Annotated in this window: 16 protein-coding genes and 1 pseudogene; 5 read left to right on the forward strand and 12 right to left on the reverse strand. The window is 35.6% G+C overall.

Translation table 11 applies throughout. The features are described 5' to 3' along the window. The first annotated feature begins 9 nt into the window (after positions 1 to 9). Both KO521_RS03140 and KO521_RS03145 read left to right on the forward strand, forming a co-directional pair. Positions 10 to 1,248, forward strand: a complete 1,239-nt coding sequence (locus tag KO521_RS03140) for a cation:proton antiporter (RefSeq protein WP_215938441.1) — start codon at positions 10 to 12, stop codon at positions 1,246 to 1,248. A 12-nt stretch (positions 1,249 to 1,260) separates the two neighbouring features. Then, positions 1,261 to 1,899, forward strand: coding sequence for a Pycsar system effector family protein (locus tag KO521_RS03145; RefSeq protein ID WP_215938442.1), 639 nt, complete (start codon positions 1,261 to 1,263; stop codon positions 1,897 to 1,899). A gap of 2 nt (positions 1,900 to 1,901) precedes the next feature. On the opposite strand, the gene KO521_RS03150 is transcribed toward KO521_RS03145, so the two are convergent. The 12 genes from KO521_RS03150 to KO521_RS03205 all read right to left on the reverse strand — a co-directional run bounded on the left by KO521_RS03150 (position 1,902) and on the right by KO521_RS03205 (position 16,280). Next, complete coding sequence (locus tag KO521_RS03150) at positions 1,902 to 2,258, reverse strand: hypothetical protein (RefSeq protein WP_215938443.1); 357 nt, start codon at positions 2,256 to 2,258, stop codon at positions 1,902 to 1,904. A gap of 137 nt (positions 2,259 to 2,395) precedes the next feature. Next, the gene (locus KO521_RS03155; RefSeq protein ID WP_215938444.1) at positions 2,396 to 3,736 is read right to left on the reverse strand and encodes a hypothetical protein; all 1,341 of its coding nucleotides are present in this window, start codon (positions 3,734 to 3,736) and stop codon (positions 2,396 to 2,398) included. Between the two features lie 558 nt (positions 3,737 to 4,294). Then, positions 4,295 to 6,109 (reverse strand): hypothetical protein, encoded by a 1,815-nt coding sequence (locus KO521_RS03160; protein WP_215938445.1) that lies wholly within the window; start codon positions 6,107 to 6,109, stop codon positions 4,295 to 4,297. A gap of 290 nt (positions 6,110 to 6,399) precedes the next feature. After that, positions 6,400 to 8,307: an acetate--CoA ligase gene (gene acs, locus KO521_RS03165; RefSeq protein ID WP_215938446.1), complete on the reverse strand. Its 1,908-nt coding sequence runs from the start codon at positions 8,305 to 8,307 to the stop codon at positions 6,400 to 6,402. A 413-nt stretch (positions 8,308 to 8,720) separates the two neighbouring features. Beyond that, positions 8,721 to 8,942 carry a hypothetical protein gene (locus tag KO521_RS03170; RefSeq protein WP_215938447.1) on the reverse strand — a complete coding sequence of 74 codons (222 nt, stop codon included), beginning with the start codon at positions 8,940 to 8,942 and terminating at the stop codon, positions 8,721 to 8,723. A gap of 69 nt (positions 8,943 to 9,011) precedes the next feature. Next, the gene (locus KO521_RS03175; RefSeq protein ID WP_215938448.1) at positions 9,012 to 9,377 is read right to left on the reverse strand and encodes a response regulator transcription factor; all 366 of its coding nucleotides are present in this window, start codon (positions 9,375 to 9,377) and stop codon (positions 9,012 to 9,014) included. A gap of 15 nt (positions 9,378 to 9,392) precedes the next feature. Further along, complete coding sequence (locus KO521_RS03180; RefSeq protein ID WP_215938449.1) at positions 9,393 to 12,083, reverse strand: sodium:solute symporter family transporter; 2,691 nt, start codon at positions 12,081 to 12,083, stop codon at positions 9,393 to 9,395. Next, the gene (locus KO521_RS03185; protein ID WP_215938450.1) at positions 12,076 to 12,270 is read right to left on the reverse strand and encodes a hypothetical protein; all 195 of its coding nucleotides are present in this window, start codon (positions 12,268 to 12,270) and stop codon (positions 12,076 to 12,078) included. Before KO521_RS03185 ends, KO521_RS03180 begins: the two co-directional genes overlap by 8 nt. A gap of 169 nt (positions 12,271 to 12,439) precedes the next feature. Continuing rightward, a complete protein-coding gene (locus tag KO521_RS03190) occupies positions 12,440 to 14,206 on the reverse strand; it encodes a sodium:solute symporter family protein (RefSeq protein WP_215938451.1) in 1,767 nt (588 codons plus the stop codon). Positions 14,207 to 14,233: 27 nt separating this feature from the next. Then, complete coding sequence (locus KO521_RS03195) at positions 14,234 to 14,494, reverse strand: DUF4212 domain-containing protein (protein WP_215938452.1); 261 nt, start codon at positions 14,492 to 14,494, stop codon at positions 14,234 to 14,236. A gap of 10 nt (positions 14,495 to 14,504) precedes the next feature. After that, positions 14,505 to 15,752 (reverse strand): hypothetical protein, encoded by a 1,248-nt coding sequence (locus tag KO521_RS03200; protein WP_215938453.1) that lies wholly within the window; start codon positions 15,750 to 15,752, stop codon positions 14,505 to 14,507. A 108-nt stretch (positions 15,753 to 15,860) separates the two neighbouring features. Continuing rightward, positions 15,861 to 16,280: a transposase-like zinc-binding domain-containing protein gene (locus tag KO521_RS03205; RefSeq protein ID WP_215938454.1), complete on the reverse strand. Its 420-nt coding sequence runs from the start codon at positions 16,278 to 16,280 to the stop codon at positions 15,861 to 15,863. A gap of 211 nt (positions 16,281 to 16,491) precedes the next feature. Between KO521_RS03205 and KO521_RS03210 the strand changes: the two genes are divergently transcribed. From KO521_RS03210 to KO521_RS03220, 3 genes and pseudogenes are all read left to right on the forward strand, one after another. Then, positions 16,492 to 17,073, forward strand: a complete 582-nt coding sequence (locus KO521_RS03210) for a tRNA-(ms[2]io[6]A)-hydroxylase (protein ID WP_215938455.1) — start codon at positions 16,492 to 16,494, stop codon at positions 17,071 to 17,073. Between the two features lie 212 nt (positions 17,074 to 17,285). Next, positions 17,286 to 17,918 (forward strand): PKD domain-containing protein, encoded by a 633-nt coding sequence (locus tag KO521_RS03215; protein WP_215938456.1) that lies wholly within the window; start codon positions 17,286 to 17,288, stop codon positions 17,916 to 17,918. Between the two features lie 15 nt (positions 17,919 to 17,933). Further along, positions 17,934 to 18,401, forward strand: a pseudogene (locus KO521_RS03220) (BspA family leucine-rich repeat surface protein); the annotation flags it as partial. Between the last annotated feature and the right edge of the window lie 59 nt (positions 18,402 to 18,460).

The raw sequence follows: 18,460 nt of genomic DNA on the forward strand, positions 1-18,460 counted from the left end.
TAAGAAAACATGTTTCAATCATTTAGTATCATATTCTTAATTGCCGCCTTTTTTAGTTACGTCAACTATAAGTGGTTAAAGTTGCCATCAACCATTGGGTTAATGATTTTAGCTTTGTCAACGGTCGTTTTAATTACATTGACTCAAAATATATTTCCTGCATTTTATCTTTACTTCTGCGATGTGGTAATCAATACAGATTTTAGAAGTCTGTTAATGGACGGTATGTTGAGTTTCTTGCTTTTTGCAGGATCTTTACATGTTAATATCGATGACCTAAAAAAAGAGCGGAAATCTATACTATTGTTTGCAACGTTCGGGGTGCTTATTTCTACTACTATTGTCGGGTTTTTAACCTATTATCTTGCTCAATCTTTAAGTATAGAATTACCTCTTATACATGCTTTGCTTTTTGGAGCATTAATTTCGCCAACAGACCCCATAGCGGTAATGTCAATTTTGAAAAAGGCAAATATTCAGAAAAGTTTGGGAGTAAAAATTGAAGGCGAATCATTGTTTAATGATGGTATTGGTGTTGTAGTATTTTCTGGTTTGTTGATTGTAGCACGCTTAGATGAAAATAGCAATGAATCCGTAAGTAGTGCAATTGGCGAGCTATTTTTAATGGAAGCCGTTGGTGGAATTGTCTACGGTTTGATTTTAGGTTATATAGGATATAGAGTTATCAAATCTATTAATGAAAATCCGCAATTAGCGGTTTTAATAAGTTTAGCCATTGTCATAGGTGGTTATGCAATAGCTTCGTTACTTCATGTATCCGGACCGTTGGCTATGGTAGTTTCGGGTATGGTCATTGGAAATAAAATTAATATAGCATCAAATAAAGGAATGACTCGCAAAATGCTGAATAATATTTGGGAAGTTCTAGATGATGTATTTAATGCTATTCTATTCGTTCTAATAGGGTTGTCAATACACCTGCTTAAATTTGATTCGTTATACCTTACTTTAGGTGTCTTGTCTGTATTCGTGGTGCTTTTAGCTCGTTTTATATCGGTGTTATTACCGTATAGTTTACTAAAACATGAAGAAAGTAAACCTATAAAAACAGTGGCTATTTTAACCTGGGGAGGCTTACGCGGTGGTATATCCATAGCATTGGCACTTAGTTTGTCAGAAGACCTTTCTGCGGAAATCATATTATATATAACCTATGTTGTGGTACTGGTGTCGGTACTTGTACAAGGGTTGAGTGTTGGTAAAGTAGCAAAGAAAATATATAGCTAGTAAAATTATTTAATGATGGAAGAATCAGAAAAAGTAATAAAAAAGCAAGAAAAAGCGATTGATAAGCAATTGATTGCCGAATTGGGTATTGATAAAGAGAAACTAAAAGAACTGAAGAAGAAACTTTCAAAAGTTGAACCTCGTTCAGAACGTGGTGCAGAAACTTTGTTTCGTTTGGTATCTAAAAATCAGTATACTTTGAACGCGATGATCGATAGAAAATCGAATATTCTTATTTCCATCAACGCACTTATTCTATCTATAATTTTGGGTACCGTATTAAGTCAGTTAGATAAGGATCCACATCTTATATATCCGGCAATTATTATGCTTGTCACCAATCTTATATCTATTGCATATGCCGTATTTGCAACTAGACCAGAGCTTACACATGGTGATAGGAGTACCAATAATCTTTTGTTCTATGGTAATTTTAATACTATGAACGAAGAAGAATATACAGAAGAACTTACTGGTTTAATGTACAAGGGCGACGAACTTTATAAGACCATTGCAAGGGATACGTTTCACTTAGGGAAGACAATTGATAGAAAGTTTAAACTACTTAGAACTTCTTTTCATGTATTCTTAGTAGGTATTATTTTAGCGGTGGTAGGGTTTATTGCTTGCCATATTATGTTCGCTATGTAATCTTAATTTAATGCAGCGTTTGTTTTAATTCTAAAACAGCGCTCTTCTCCTAAATAAAGCGGATTTCCATGCTTTTCAGACCAAAATCCGTCTAAAATATCTTTGCTGATACATTGATAAACAGCAACACCTTTATAAATATTACGGTCTTCACCAGTGTATCTAAAGTTGATAACTAGAATATTGTTTTTAAAAAATCCAGTGCCTGTTTGTTGTTGATTAGTGCCTATAGTCCAGTTGGCATTTATTCTGGTATTATCATCTACAGTCAAAATCAGTTTTCCTTTGTAAGAATGCTGTTCGGCATCTTGGTTGCCTCCTAAGATATTGTATTCTCCAACTAAATCTTCAATGGTCATTTAATGCGCTATTATGGCGAAAATATCAAAAAAACTAGGGATATGTATAAAAAAGTAGCAAGCCCTTGGAAAAGGGCTTGCTTTTAAAGTTTAGAGAACATAAGGTTTACTTTAGGAGAACCTTATAATTAAATTAATTATGGTTGGTAAGAAGGTAACTCAACTACATAGGATTCCACTGATTTTCCGTCATCGCTACCACTCCAGTCAGATCCAAAAAGCACACGGGTTCCTGTAGGGCTAATTACGGCATGAGGCTCTCCCCAATAACCAAACTCATCGGAATCGGATCTATGGTGTCCAATTCTGTATACTTGTATGTTTTCTGGTTCAACTCTTGCTATCACCAATTCTTGATCTAAAAGCGTTTGTCCGTCTAATTGAAACCCCATCATAGAAGCTGCAATCCATCCCGGATTTTTATGAGCTACAGCAGAAATATGCGTACCGCTTTTTGGATAATCATATCCTAAATCTTCAGAGATAACAGGTAAACAATCGCCTGTGTTTAGGTCATAAGCAACAATATTCCCTAAACATCCACCATTGGGACCACCGTTAAATGTTACCGTAAAATCGGCATCGGTTCCGTTCGCCATTTTACCTAAAGAAGAATGTTCTGGTTTCTGTTTGTTAAGTCTAGTTACAAGGTTACCGTTGGTATCGTATGAAGATACATTATGGTAAAAAAGTTGACCGCTTGGGGCAGGCATAGCCGCTGTATAGTTTACGTCATCAATATTGAAAGTAGTTAACTTTTGAGTTGAAAAACGATAAGCGTAGGCTGTATTGTTCTCACAACGAAATCCTATTATATCATTGTCCCAAGATGGCATTTGAACATCGTTGCCCATACTTAGGCCACCTGTACAACCGGTTATTTCCCTAAGGTTCACCAAAATCTCTTTGTTACCAGATGATACGGTGTATTTGGTATAATCATCCGTTCTTTTATCAAGGTAATAAAGAATGTCAGCTTCTTTAAAATCCCAATATAATTGTTCTATATCATCTGGTAGAATATCGTCTAGGTTTCTAATAAAAGCATAGGTCTTACCATCTAATAATTGATGTACACCATTAGTTTGGTCGTACAAAATCATTCGGGTTTCATCTGCGTTCCATGCTTGAACGGTACTATACATTGGTTTTGTAACGGTACCATCGCCACCATTAGAAATTCTACGGATAATTGTTCCGAATGAAGGATCTACAATGGTTTCCAAATACCCAGGTTTCGCAATATCTTGCATGGGGTGTGGCTCTAAATCGTTTGCGGTAAGTTCTGTAGCGATATCTACAGTAACTACATCTTCATCGGGGGTTGCTTCCTCCTCCTCGGTGTTCTCTTCTTCGGGAGTTTCGGATTCCTGTTCTTCAGAATCGTCATCTGGAATTAAATTTAAGTTGTCACTGGTACAGCTCATAATGCTGAATCCAACACAAAAAAACAATAAGTACATTTTCACTTTGTTCATAAGATTTAAATTTCGGGGTTTAAAGATGTACGAATAAACTGAGGATGTGGTTGTTGTATTCTTTAATTTTAACAAGTTTGTTTATGAATAAGTAGCTTTTATTCTATTATCTGTAAATCATCCAGTAGTGTAGAATAGTACTGATACTAGGTGAAAGGAATTTTTTTTGAAGTGAAATTCTGCGTTTAAAAAAAATTTAAGAAAATTTAAGAAATACGCTTAAATTTTAAAAAAATGTTCTCGAAGAAAAAAAATATCAATTAATGAATCATTCTAAATGAAAAAATAGGATGCCTAAAATTACTGTTGAATAATATCTTTTTTTAATGATTTCAAAAAGGTAATTTATGTAGAGCACCATTTAAATAATAAATCAAAAGCAAATGTTTATTTGAGGAATTCAGAAGTTTTAAAGAACAAATCATCTTCAACCTTTAATTACTTTTAATAGCCACTTATTTTATCGTTCAAATTTAATTAAAACAACAACAAAAAGCCCCATCATTTCTGGCAGGGCTTCTTTAATTACAATATTTAAAGATTTCATCACAACTATATTTAAGACGCTAAATTCTCTTCAGGTATTTCAACTTCTTCGGTTAACAATGATAAGAAAATTCGGGACTCCTTTAACTGTTGCGTCGCAAGGTTATAATAGGGGAGTGCCTTATTTTTTTTTGCCTCAAATAGATTTTTATAATACCCAATACCTTCCATTAAATTACTGCTAAATGACAGTAATTGTTTTCTACGTTTAGCGGTAGGCATCATTTTAGATTCCGAAATTTGTTCTTTATAATATTCTAAATAGATGTGAAGTTCTTTTATGAACATATTTGGGCGATTTGGATGTGACATTACATTCTTCTTGCCATAGATATGCCTCATCATTTCATCTAACGTAGATACTTTTGAAAAATAAGCCATATTAGGTCCTGGGCAAACAGATACGCCTTCACCTTCAATTTTTGTATCTAGATTATAAGCGAGTAGTGCAGATGTCCCTAAACCTACGCAGGTACAGGATTTTTCCGTAATCTTATGAAAATGATAATCGTATTCGGTTTGTGAGAGGTCTTTGCTTTTGAGTTCTTTTAACTTCTTGTTTTGGTATTGTCTAGATGCCGTACAAAGTCCTTTTTCACTAAAATCTTTGTTTAGCGCTACAAATTTTTTCGGACATGGACTACCAGGTTTGCCGTCAGAAATGCGGGCCGCTTTTTCAACATCTTTGGTATTCCCTTTTAAACTGTGAAAAGGAATACCCAATGGCGAAATATTACTCAAATACAAGTCTTCTTCTTTGGCTTTGACCAATCTGTCTAAAGTGCCTTTATCTACTGTGGTCGCCTCAGGAACTAAAAGAAAAGCGGAACCCCAACCAACAGAGTCTACGTTGTATTCATCTATAAGAAATTGATGTTCTGCAGCAGTACCAACACCGCCTTGAGCAGTGATTTTTAAAGACAATGGCTGGTTTGGAGTTGTACGTTCTTTAAGTTGAAGAGAACTGATTAAAAGGTCATAAACCGTATCTATCAATTCTTGTTTATTTTCTTTGAACTGATGTAATATAGGACCCATTAAGTGGCCATCCGTGGCAAATGCATGTCCACCACAATTAAGTCCAGATTCTATACGGTATTCTGAAACCCAAATACCTTTTTTGGCTAGAAATTTTCCCTGTATCATAGCTGACCGGTAATCACTTACCTTAAGAACAATCTTCTTTTTAATGTTCCCGTTGGCCTCCGGATAAAAATCATCAAACTGTTCTAAATAGCTATATAAACGAGGGTTCATTCCTGCAGAAAGAACTACGGAAGAGTTCAGCTTACTATTTGCAAACCCTCTAAGAGCAGCATGCGCATCATTAAATTCAGATGAAAGTTTTTCTTTTTTAATGTAGTTATCCTTATCAACCTTCGTCATGATGTTTACATCAATACTCCCCATGGGCATTCGCTCTTTAACCCAGTCTTTAATTTCAGTAAAATTAAAAGAGTGTTCAGAGAGTTGAAAAAACTCTTTTTTAAAGGTTGATGAATCGGGTAGGGAGTTGAAATAAGACCGGATGCCGTCAGCAGTTTCGGTAGTGGTATTTTTGAAATTATCAAATTTTTCTTGAGCAAGATCTTGAATCATGTCAAGATAAGAAGTTATGCGTTTGGCCCTAAAATCTTCTATATTATCTGTAATTTCCTGATAAGGGAGGTCATATTTGCCAGAGTACATCTTGCGAAGCTTTTCCAATAGAATATCATCTACTAGCGAAATAACGGAGTCAATACCAAATTGTGAAACTTTTAAAGGAGAGTCAATTGTAAAGCCAATGCCCATAACTGGAATGTGAAAGGAATGTGCTTGCGTCATATACTATGTTTTTGTGATGGTTAAACCTAAATGAACAGTCTTGATTCAAGGTTTGCAACTGTAGCTCACAAAAATGCAGTGTCTAGGTTTTTTATAATATGATTTTGATCAGGTTTTGAAGATATTTCCTACTAATTATCCTTTGAGCCGAGTATATCTTTTATAATTTATTATTAATAATTTGGAAGCCAAAAAAAGCAAACGCATTAGAATACCGTGTAGTCTAATGCGTTTGTAAAAAAATCGAGTATGATTAATCTACTTAATGGTTAAAAGTACGGATAGCTGTGTCATAAGGCGTTATCCATTATATCTTGAACGCATTCTGGATTTAGAAGCGTACTCGTATCGCCAAGGTTACTCGTGTCCTTACTGGCAATTTTTCTTAGTATACGTCGCATGATTTTGCCGGAACGCGTTTTAGGTAAACCTGTCGTAAATTGAATTTTATCCAACTTGGAAATGGGTCCAATCCGATCAGAAATCAACTGATTTATTTCTTTGCGAAGATTTTCGTGATTTCTACTTTCACCGGCGTCTTTTAAAGTAATGTAGCCGTACAGAGCACTGCCTTTAATATCATGAGGGAAACCAACAATTGCACTCTCTGAAATTGCGGGGTGCTCGTTTATAGCATCTTCGATTGGTGCAGTACCTAAATTATGACCTGACACAATTATAACATCATCTACACGGCCTGTTATCCTGTAATAGCCAACTTCGTCCCGTAAAGCACCATCACCGGTAAAATACATATTGTCATATGCGGAGAAATAGGTTTCTTTATAACGTTGATGATTGCCCCAAATAGTGCGGGCAATACTTGGCCAAGGAAATTTTATACATAAACGACCATCAACTTGATTACCTTTTAATTGCTTTCCTTCTTCATCCATTAAACAGGGTTGAATACCTATAAAGGGGAGTGTGGCATACGTTGGTTTTGTTGGTGTTACATAAGGAATAGGGGTAATCATAATACCTCCGGTCTCAGTTTGCCACCATGAGTCTATAATAGGGCTTTTGCTCTTTCCAACATTGTCATTATACCAGTGCCAAGCCTCTTCATTTATAGGTTCACCTACACTACCTAAGACTTTTAATGAAGAAAGGTCATATTTCTGTATTAATTCAACACCTTGCTTTGCCAAGGCACGAATTGCTGTTGGTGCGGTGTAAAATTGATTTACTTTGTGTTTATCTACAATGTCCCAAAAACGTCCAAAATCAGGATAGCTGGGTACACCCTCAAATAGAACGGTGGTAGCCCCATTGGCCAGTGGTCCGTAAACTATGTAACTATGGCCTGTAATCCAACCAATATCAGCAGTACACCAATACACATCGTTCTCTTTGTACTGAAAGGCATTTTTAAAGGTATATGCGGTGTATACCATGTAGCCACCCGTAGTATGCACCATGCCTTTGGGTTTTCCTGTGGAGCCAGAGGTATATAGAATGAACAAAGGATCTTCTGCATTCATTATTTCTGCTTTACATTTATAAGAAGCTTTATCTAACAGGGGTTGAAGCCACTTATCCCTTCCTGCTTTCATAGTAATTTCAGAATTAATTCGTTTTGCTACTAAAACAGTTTGCACACCTTTACAGCTTTTTAGGGCTTCATCTACAATACCTTTTAAATCTATGGTTTTAGAGCCTCGGTATGATCCGTCTGCGGTAATAACCATTTTGCAGTCGCTATCGTTAATTCTAGTTGCTAACGCTTTAGAAGAAAATCCCGCAAAAACTACGGAGTGAATAGCACCTATTCTGGCACACGCTAAAAGAGAAATAGCCAACTCTGGTATCATGGGTACATAAATACATACTCTATCTCCTCTTTTTACACCCTGTTCCTTTAAAACATTTGCAAATTGGTTCACCCTTTTATGTAGTTGACCGTAAGTGATATGTTCCGCTTCCTCATTTGGGTCATTGGGTTCGAATAAAATAGCAGTTTGGTCAGATTTGGTGGTTAAATGTCTGTCAATACAATTCTCGGTAATATTTAACTGTGCACCTTCAAACCATTTGATTTCCGGTTTTTTAAAATCCCAATCTAGCACTTTGTCCCATTTTTTTCGCCATAAAAAATGTTCGCCTGCAATTTCCTCCCAAAAATTTTCTGGATCTCTAATTGATTTTCTGTAAACTTGATAATATTCTTCTAGGTGTTTAATATGATAATTACTCATTACTTAATAGTTTATAATTCATTAATTCCCCAATATTTGGGTTTTACTTTGTTGCCATTGTATGTGCTTTTGTTGAAAATAATATGACTTATTTTTTCTATTATTTTCATTCTATATTGAATATACTTTTCATCTAATGACCTGTGGTATGGTAGGAAATCATAAAATCCTTTACTTTAAAAACCAAACGAACACAAACCCACTCTAAAAAGATAAGAAGGGTTAAAAGGGTGTTTTTTAGTTTTGTTTAATTGAAACTTAGATATTAAGTAACCACTCAATTCAAGCAGAAGCTTAAGTGTGGTTTGATAAATATGTTTTAAGTGATTTTCAGGATATAAAAGTCTCGGTAGAAGACAGGTCATAGAATTAAAGCCCATTGCTGCTTTCCGTTCTCATTACTAAAAAACTAATTATTTGGGGCTTTTAGCATTGAACAAACCAAACCAATTGGGGTTGAATACCTTAAGTTTAATAAGTACCCAAAGAATTACAACAAAACAAATACCCATAGCTATAGACAGCGTAGGACTCGTTTCGGTCTGGCTTTCGAATTTAAATCTCAGATATAAGGTACCAATAATGTACGCAGTAATTATAATATCTGACGCCAACGGATTAATGCGAAATTTCATGTCTTTAAAATTTAATTAAACATAGTTTGCTTGCACACAAAACCAATTTAAAAAAGTCTTAAAAGACTGTTATTCCAACAGTTCCAATATTTCTGAAACTATTTTTTTTACTGAAAAAGGTTTTACTAAATATTTATCAGCTCCAAGTTTTAAACCCTTTTCAATATCTGAAGCTCTATTTTTTGCGGTTAGAAAAGCTATTTTTGTAGCCTCTAAACTCTTGTTGTTCTTTATTTGTTTTAAGGTTTGATAACCATCTACATTTGGCATCATGATATCCAGTAAAATAATGTCCGGAACATTGTTTTCAACAGTACTTAACACCTCACTGCCATCTCTTGCTATGAATACCTCAAACCCTTTTTTTTTAAAGGCATACTCTAGAGACATTACAATATTTGGCTCATCATCAACAATTAAAATTTTGTACTTCATAAATCGTTCTACAATTTAACTAATAGGCAGCGTAAAAACAAACTTTGCGCCGGTTTTTACAGTCTTGTCTACCCATATTCTTCCATTATGCTTTTCTATAATTTGTTTAGTGATAGCCAGTCCTAACCCGCTTCCTTGAGGTTTAATGGTATTTTGATGTTGAGATTGATAAAATTTGTCAAAAACATAGTCTATATCTTCTACAGGAATACCTTTTCCATTATCCGCAACAAATATTTCAAGGACTTCATTCCCAAGCTTATAATCTATTTCAATATACCCGGATTGCGCTTCGCAAAACTTTATAGCATTAGAAATTAGGTTAGTAAATACTTGTAGAATCCTATCCTCATCATAATCAATCTTAAAATTGCGTACATTTTTTGTTTGTATAACAATTCCTTTTTTAGCAGCTATATGCTTGGTGTTGGCAACTGCCTTTTTTATTGTTTCTTGAATATCAAGAGAACGAACATCTAGGCTGAGTCTTCCTGTTTCCAGTTTTTCAAAATCCAAGATGTTGTTAATGAGCCGTCCTAATCTATCCGAATCTTGAAGTATATTGGTAAGAAACTGTTTTTTAAGGGTTTTGGGCATATCATCATCTTCATCCATCAGAAGTTCAGTTGCAGCCCTTATTCCGGTAATAGGCGTTTTTAGTTCATGGGCAACCGTATCTAAAAACTCATCCTTTTGTTTGTCCTTATTAACCAGTTCTTCATTTGCATCTTTCAATTGTGACGTAAGTTGAGATAGCTCATCAGATTTTTCAAGAAGCATTTTATTGCTCACGATGTTTTCTTTTGATTCCTCTAATATCCTAAGGACTTCAGGAAGGCTGATCTGTTCTTCCTTAACTACGCTGTCTATTAGTATTTTTGCGGAAGCACTACCAATGCTTCCGGTTAGAAGTTTTTCAGAAAAGTTTATAAGTCGCGCGTCCGCCAATTGTGTGTCTAACGGTAATTTATATTTTGTAAAAAAGAGCCGTAATGCCCTAGTGGCTTTTTTTTCTCCCAAAAATCGGATGAGCATATTCTTGATGTCCGCCACATATGCTTCTCCTTTCCAAACAAGCGCACTGTCCTGCAAGGCGGAAAAATTTTTACTGTCCACAAACATTTCTGCATAATTACGCTCTCTATAATTACCTTTTGAAACAAGTGAAAACACTAAATAAGCTAGCAGATTAAAAAAGATGCTCCAAAAAAAAGCGTGAGCAGGTGGACTCAAAAAGTCAATGCCGAATAAAGCATATGGCTTTAATGCTTCAATACCATAAAGGCCATGTTGGGTAAAATCATCCGTACCACTGTAGGCGGCCAGAGTAAATGGAAGTACAAGGGTATAAACCGTAATAAAAAAACCGATTATAATACCAGTTATAGCTCCTTTTGATGAACCTCGATTCCAAAAAAGACCAATAAAAAAAGAAGGGGCAAGTTGACTAATAATGGTAAACGATATTAAACCTATGGCGTATAACGACAATTCTCTTGAGAATGAAACATAAAAAAGATAGGCTATGATAATTATAGAAAAAATAGAAATACGGCGTATGTTCTTAATATATCTTTCATTTAGTTCTGTATGGCTTCTAATGAATTTTTCCAAAAAGCCATATGGAATAATTAAGTTGTTGCTTACCATGGTTGATAAGGCTAAAGTTGACACCACAACCATAGATATTACCGCAGAAAACCCTCCTAGAAAAACCAAGGTAGCCAGAAAAGAATTCCCATGTTCCAGTGGTAGGTGTAAGGTGTAATATTCCGCATTTACATTGTCTCCAAAAGTTAACTTACCGGCCCAAGCAATAAAAATCACAAAAACATTGAATGCTAAAAGATAGAGAGGAAACAACCAAATAGCTTTCTTTAAATACTTTTCCCTATTATTTTCCAAAACGGAAACCTGAAATTGACGGGGCAATAGAAAGATAGCCATGAAAGCCAGTGCAATTGTAAAAAACCAGTTAAAACCATCCTCTAGCCCAGAAAGGCTGGTCAGTTCCTTCATATTGCCCAAAGCGGACATCTGTTCGTAAATATCCACTGTTCCGTCAAACAAGTAGAACGTGGTGTATAATCCAACTACTAAAAAAAATACTAACTTCAATATAGATTCAAACGCTACCGATGCAATTATTCCGGTGTGTTTTTCAGACGCATCTGCATTTTGTGTTCCAAAGAAAGTTGCAAATATGGCCAAGAGCAAGGCTACATAGAAGGTAGAGTCATGAAAAGTGTTACTTAAAATGTAGCTAGTGTTGTCAGACATTATTTCAAACGTTTCGGATACCGCTTTTAGCTGTAAAGAAATATAAGGTATGGTGCCAAAGAGGCAAACCACCGTAACTAGTGCACCTAAGAATCTATGGTTTCCATAACGTAGGGAAATGAAATCCGCAATAGATGAAATTTTATTTTGATTAGAAATCCGTATAACTTTTCTAAGCACAAGAATCCATAAGGGAGCTGCTATAACAGGGCCTAAATAAATAGGTAAAAAATCAATTCCTGAGTTGGCGGCAATTCCAATACTGCCATAATAGGTCCAAGCAGAGCAATAGACAGCTAGAGATAGAGTGTATACATAGGGATTATTTACCCATTTGCTTTTCTTTTTCTTTTCCGCCAGGTAAGCTATGAAGAAAAGTACCGCCAAATAAGTAATGATTATAACTATGATTACATAATTACTCATAATGTCGTTTTAAAACGATTCCTGAAATAATTATGGAAAGCAACCAAATTGAAAAAATAGAAAAGTAAAATGTAGGAACGCCTAGTATTGCCCCTTCAAAATTAAAAATTAGGACAAAAGGAATGTTGAACAGTAAGAACAAAGCAAAGGAAAGAACTATTAATTTTTGTTCGTGGCGTTTCTTCATTTAGAATAAGTATTGATGGTTGCAACTAATAGGTTTTACTAATTTATGAAATATAAAGCCTCTTTTCACTAATAAAATCAGCATCACCATATTTGGCAATGCTGATTTAGCTAATTAAAATTGAAACAAATCTATAATTCCAAATAAAATGGAATAATGAGATACTTTATTAATGATCGGAAGCTTCTCCTGCACCTGATGGTATTCTTATACTCTCTACCATTTCCTGTACGTTGATCGGAGGGGCCGGAGTCATTCTTGAAACTACCATAGAGATGACAATGTTTACACACATGGCAATGGTGCCGAATCCTTCCGGTGATGTTCCAAACCACCAGTCTGCACTGGTGCCGCCGCCAAACATATCTAGTTTAAACTTCATCATATAGAAAAGCATTAGAACAATACCAACTACCATACCTGAAATTGCACCTTGACTATTCATGCGTTTGTCAAATATTCCTAAGATTATTGCTGGGAAAAACGAAGCTGCGGCTAGTCCAAATGCCAACGCAACGACCGCGGCTACGAACCCTGGGGGGTTTATTCCAAAGTATCCTGCAATTAAGATGGCTACAAATATTGAGATTCTTGCAGCAGTTAATTCTCCTTTGTCCGAGATGTCCGGCTTCAATTGTTTTTTGATTAAATCATGAGATATAGAAGTAGAGATTACCAAAAGCAACCCAGCAGCAGTAGATAGGGCAGCGGCAAGACCACCTGCAGCAACTAGTCCTATGACCCAGTTGGGAAGATTTGCTATTTCTGGATTAGCTAGTACCATAATATCACGATCCACATAAAGCTCGTTTTCGGCATCACTTGGGTTGGAAATCATCCGCTGACCGTGTGTTCCCCTGGCTTCAGTATAGATAGGTTTTTTATCAGCTAAAGCACTTCCGGCAACGTATTGAATTTTGCCATCGCCATTTTTATCGGACCAAGCTATCAGACCTGTGTTTTCCCAGTTTCTGAACCATTCCGGAATTTCTTTGTACTCCTTATTACTTACCGTTTCAATTAAATTCGTTCTGGAAAATACGGCAATTGCTGGAGCAGTAGTGTATAAAATAGCAATAAGTAATAAAGCATACCCTGCGGATTTACGGGCATCTTTTACTTTGGGTACTGTAAAGAAACGTACAATTACGTGTGGCAGCCCAGCTGTTCCCGTCATAAGCGCTAAGGTAATAGCAAAAACATCCCATGTACTTTTCGTACCGCTTGTGTACTCGTTAAAACCAAGTTCTGTGTGCAATTTATCTAATTTATCCAAAAGAAATTCTCCGCCTTCTACCGTACCTCCCATTCCTATTTGAGGAATAATATTTCCGGTCATTTGCAATGAGATAAAAAATGCTGGTACCATGAAAGCAAAAATCAGTACACAGTATTGTGCTACCTGAGTGTATGTTATTCCCTTCATCCCCCCTAAAAGGGCAAACGTTAGAACAACCGTCATTCCAATGATTACACCTACATTAATATCAACCTGTAGAAATTGGGAAAAAACAATACCTACACCTCTCATCTGACCTGCAACATAGGTAAACGAAACGATTAAAGCACAGATTACAGCAACCGTTCTTGCCGTGTTCGAGTAGTATCTGTCACCAATAAAATCTGGCACGGTAAATTTTCCGAACTTTCGTAAATATGGGGCTAGGAGTAGGGCCAATAGCACATATCCACCTGTCCAGCCCATAAGGTAAACGGACCCGTCGTAACCTGCAAAGGAAATAATACCCGCCATACTTATGAAAGATGCGGCACTCATCCAATCTGCTGCTGTGGCCATACCATTTGCCCAAGGGGAAACGCCACCACCTGCTACGTAAAATTCTTTAGTTGAGCCGGCTCTAGCCCAAATCGCTATTCCAAAATAAAGGGCAAAAGTAAGCCCAACTAGTAGCCATGTCCATGTTTGTACACTCATAATGTTCTATTTAAGGTTTGGTTATGGTTAATCATCAAAACCGTATTTTTTATCTAATTTGTTCATTAATCTTACGTAGACGAAAATCAGCACAACGAATACATAGATAGATCCTTGTTGCGCAAACCAGAAGCCCAGTTTAAAGCCGCCAAGTCTGATCTCGTTTAACTCTTCTCTAAATAATATTCCACATCCAAAGGATACAACAAACCATATGACAAGTAGTACAATTAAATACTTGAGGTTCTCTTTCCAATAGGCCGTGGCTTTTTCTTGTTTTTCAGACATAATTGTGTTTTTATAAATAAATCATTGCTTGAAGTGATATGATATTTGAGTCAAAAGCACCGAATTTCTGGTTCTTATACTCTAAGGTCAATTTTGAATTGTGGCCGCTCATATATGCGTTAACCCCAATACCCAGGGTATTTCTATTATCATCTACGGCATCATATGTATGGGTGCCATAACTTAAATAGGGTTGATATCTAGTCTTGGTGACATCACCTTTAAAAACATAACCTACATGACCGTACATCATATTTCCAGTACCATATGCGCTAAACAAGTAATCCTTTCCATAATCACTAGATTGAAAAACAGCGTAAGCAGTTAATGCACTACCATCTTCACCTATTGGCGTGTCATAAAAAGCATCTACGGCAAAAATTGAAACATTTTCACCGTCTAGTGTGGGGGCAATATCAGAACCTGTATTGATTACAGCTCCTTTTGGGTGTAAAAAGAACCCGGCTCCAACATTGAAGATTTTTTTCCCTCCTAGGTAAGAACCCACCTTGTAAGGTAAAAAATTAGATTCCTCATCAAGAAAATGATAGTCAAAATACCCTGCATACGTTTTACCGGCATCTTTAGAGCCTAGTAAAGCGCGACCATTGTATACGGCATCTCCGCCAGCTTCGGCAACACGACTATCTAAAGTTGTTGTTGCGGCGTCATTTATGGCTAAACGATATTGAAGTCTATCAAATTTACCTTTTACAAAAATCCCTAAATGACGGGCAAATTGATCAGAAAGACCAATGGTGGCCCAGGACTGCCGGTTGTTGTCTAACGTCATCATATTTAAGGTACTTTGATTGTTTAACCTTGAAATACCGTTAAAATAATGAAGACCACCACCCACGGTATGGTTAACTCCCAAGTTGTACTGAGCCCAAACGCCGTGAAAGAATATTTGGGACCCATCTCCTTTACCCGTGGGACTTAATGTTGAGCTGTTTAAGCTATTGAGGCCAAAATGAGTTAGGATTAGAAAGTCCTTATTAATTTGGGCAAACATTAGAATACGTGCTCTTCTTAAATTAAAATTTAATGGGCTGTTCTCATTTCCATTACCATCAAAAGTTTCATCTAAACTATAATTAGCTTGTACCTGCGCCCAAGAAATAACTCTCAGATACTTTGAGCCATCTTCATTAAATTTAAGTTTTAAACCTCCGGTATAATCAGGCGATCCTTGGGCAATCATAAATTGGGAGGACAATAAAAAAAGTCCAATCAGTAATAGAGTTTGTTTACTCATGATTAAAGAGGTTTAGTTAGTGAACAATTGATTTTGTGTGCACCGCTAAACTCTTAAAAACAATTTGTTAATTGTTTATCAATATATTTTTATGTTAAATTGATATAGTTATTCTTTAAATCGCTCCCATTTAATGAGCATAAACTTATCTCCTAGCTCTGTTACTATAACTCCTGCTCCTTTTATGTTGTCTGTATTTCTGAAGTAATCAGCAAGTTCTGAGGCGTTTAAAATTTTATAGGTTGGGTGATAATCAGAATTGTAAGGCCGTTTAATGTTGTATTTTTTTACCCAATTCATAATACTTACATGAGAAACGCCTAAAATACGTTCAATCTCCCTATAGGTAAGGCCCTCCAAATATAATTGTAGAGATTTGTTGACATAATAGACATCTATTTTCTTGCCGATTTTATTTACTGAAAAGAAATAATTACACTTTTTACATTTAAAACGTTGTCTATTATTAACTATTCCGCTTTTAATGTAACTGTCAGAACTGCAATTTGGGCATAGTTCAATTTTCATGTATATTAATTTTGCATAAATATATCAATTTAGCAATATAATATTTTAAAAATTGCTAAATATTTATTTAAAACCAATTTATTTATGAATTTAAGTAAGATAAGTTCGGGATATTTATAAAAGGGCAAGTTAACTTTCATAGTGCTGTAAAGATTTGGGGTTTATAAATTTTTTTAATTTCGGATTCTTATTTTTACGGAAACAAGAGCCCATGCTTCATTTAAAACTAGCAACAGACCCGCGTTGGGTTAATATTGTTGAAAAAAATATAGAGGAAATACTTACAGACCATGCATGGTGCGAACAAAAAGCCGCTACTAACGCTATCACTATAATTACCCTTAATTCTGAGTATCCGGATTTAGTTACCGATTTGCTTCTTTTAGCACAAGAAGAACTGGAACATTTTCAAATGGTCCATGATATCATTAAAAAACGAGGTTACACTTTAGGGAGAGAACGTAAGGACAGTTATGTTAACGAGCTTTACAAGTTTATGAATAAAGGAGGAAGTAGGGTTAAATCTATGGTAGATAGACTCTTGTTTTCTGCTATGATCGAAGCTAGGAGTTGTGAGCGTTTTAAACTGCTTTCAGCAGAAATAAAAGACTCGGAACTTTCTAAATTTTATCATGATTTAATGATCAGTGAAGCAGGCCACTATACTACTTTTATTGGTTTCGCTCGTAAATACGGTCAAGATGTAGATGTAGACAAACGCTGGCAGGAGCTAGTTGCTTTTGAGGCCGAAGTAATTAAAAACTACGGTAAGGATGAAACCATACATGGTTGAAACATGGACACTAAGTTTAAAAATTAGTTGTTTCTAACTGTTGGATTAGAAGGTTTTTGATTAATTTTTATTTGTAAGTAATTTAAAAATTGAAAGAGATACTGTTATTATTTAAGAGCATAAACAGTATCGCATATTTTGTACAATATGATCAGCTTTCAAATCGTAATCTAGTTTCTTTTATTAACAGATGAATTAAACAGATTCGTAATATGTCCCATCTAAACATTTTCAAAAATTTTATCCTTGCTATTTCAGTTCTTGTTTTTGCTATTTCTTGTAGTAAAGACAATGCAGATCGGAACTCAATCGTAGTGGATGAAGAAACTACTACAGAAAATACTATAACCGAAGAAACTGGAGAAGACGAGAATACAGAGGAAGAAGAGGAGGTTGTAGAAGAGGAGGAAGAGATAATAGAAGGTCCTCAAGACGACCCTTATGATGAAAGTGCTTTTATAATTACATGGGAAGCTGCTTATGATCAAGATTATATCTGGATCAGAACAAATCCGGATGTAGATACTCCTTATAACTTTACAGTAAACTGGGGTGATGGAACCATAGACACCGGATTAAGTGAGAATACTATTCATGAATATGCTAAAGAGGGCGTATATACCGTGCAAATAACCGGTGATTTTCCAGCTATTTATAACGACTCATCATATGCCAATACTAAATTGTTGACTGTGGAAAATTGGGGGGATATTAAATGGGAGAGTATGAACCGTGCATTTCAAAATTGCACGAAAATTGTTTTTAATGCTACCGATGTGCCGGATTTATCTAGAGTAACAGATATGTATGCAATGTTCGCCAGTGCTACGTTTTTTAATAGCTAACTTAAGGATTGGAATGTAAGCAATGTTACGAATATGGGCTACATGTTTTACGAAGCTAATAATTTTAATCAAGACATTTCTACATGGGATGTAAGTAATGTAACCAGTATGAAATCCATGTTCTTAAAGGATAAAGCTTTCAATCAAGATATTTCTTCTTGGGATGTAAGTCAGGTAGCAGATATGTATTTTATGTTCTATGGTGCACATATTTTCAATAGTGATTTAAGTGCGTGGAACGTAAGTAACGTAACGGATATGGACAGTATGTTTTTCAACGCTGAAGTTTTTAATCAAGATATATCTGAATGGGATGTAAGTAAAGTGACCAATATGGAGAATATGTTTAACGACGCTTTATTATTCAGTCAAAACTTATCTGGTTGGGCTACGGAAAATGTTACAGAGTGTAATTCATTTTGGTCTGATAGTTCATTGGAAGAGAGTCAACTACCAACGGAAGGAACTTGTTTTGGAGGTTAAACCAAGCCTATTTTATAGAACAATTGGGGCTGCAGGAATAATTGATGTAATGGATAAGG

It is taken from the genome of Zobellia uliginosa, assembly GCF_018860745.1.
Classification (GTDB): domain Bacteria; phylum Bacteroidota; class Bacteroidia; order Flavobacteriales; family Flavobacteriaceae; genus Zobellia; species Zobellia uliginosa_B.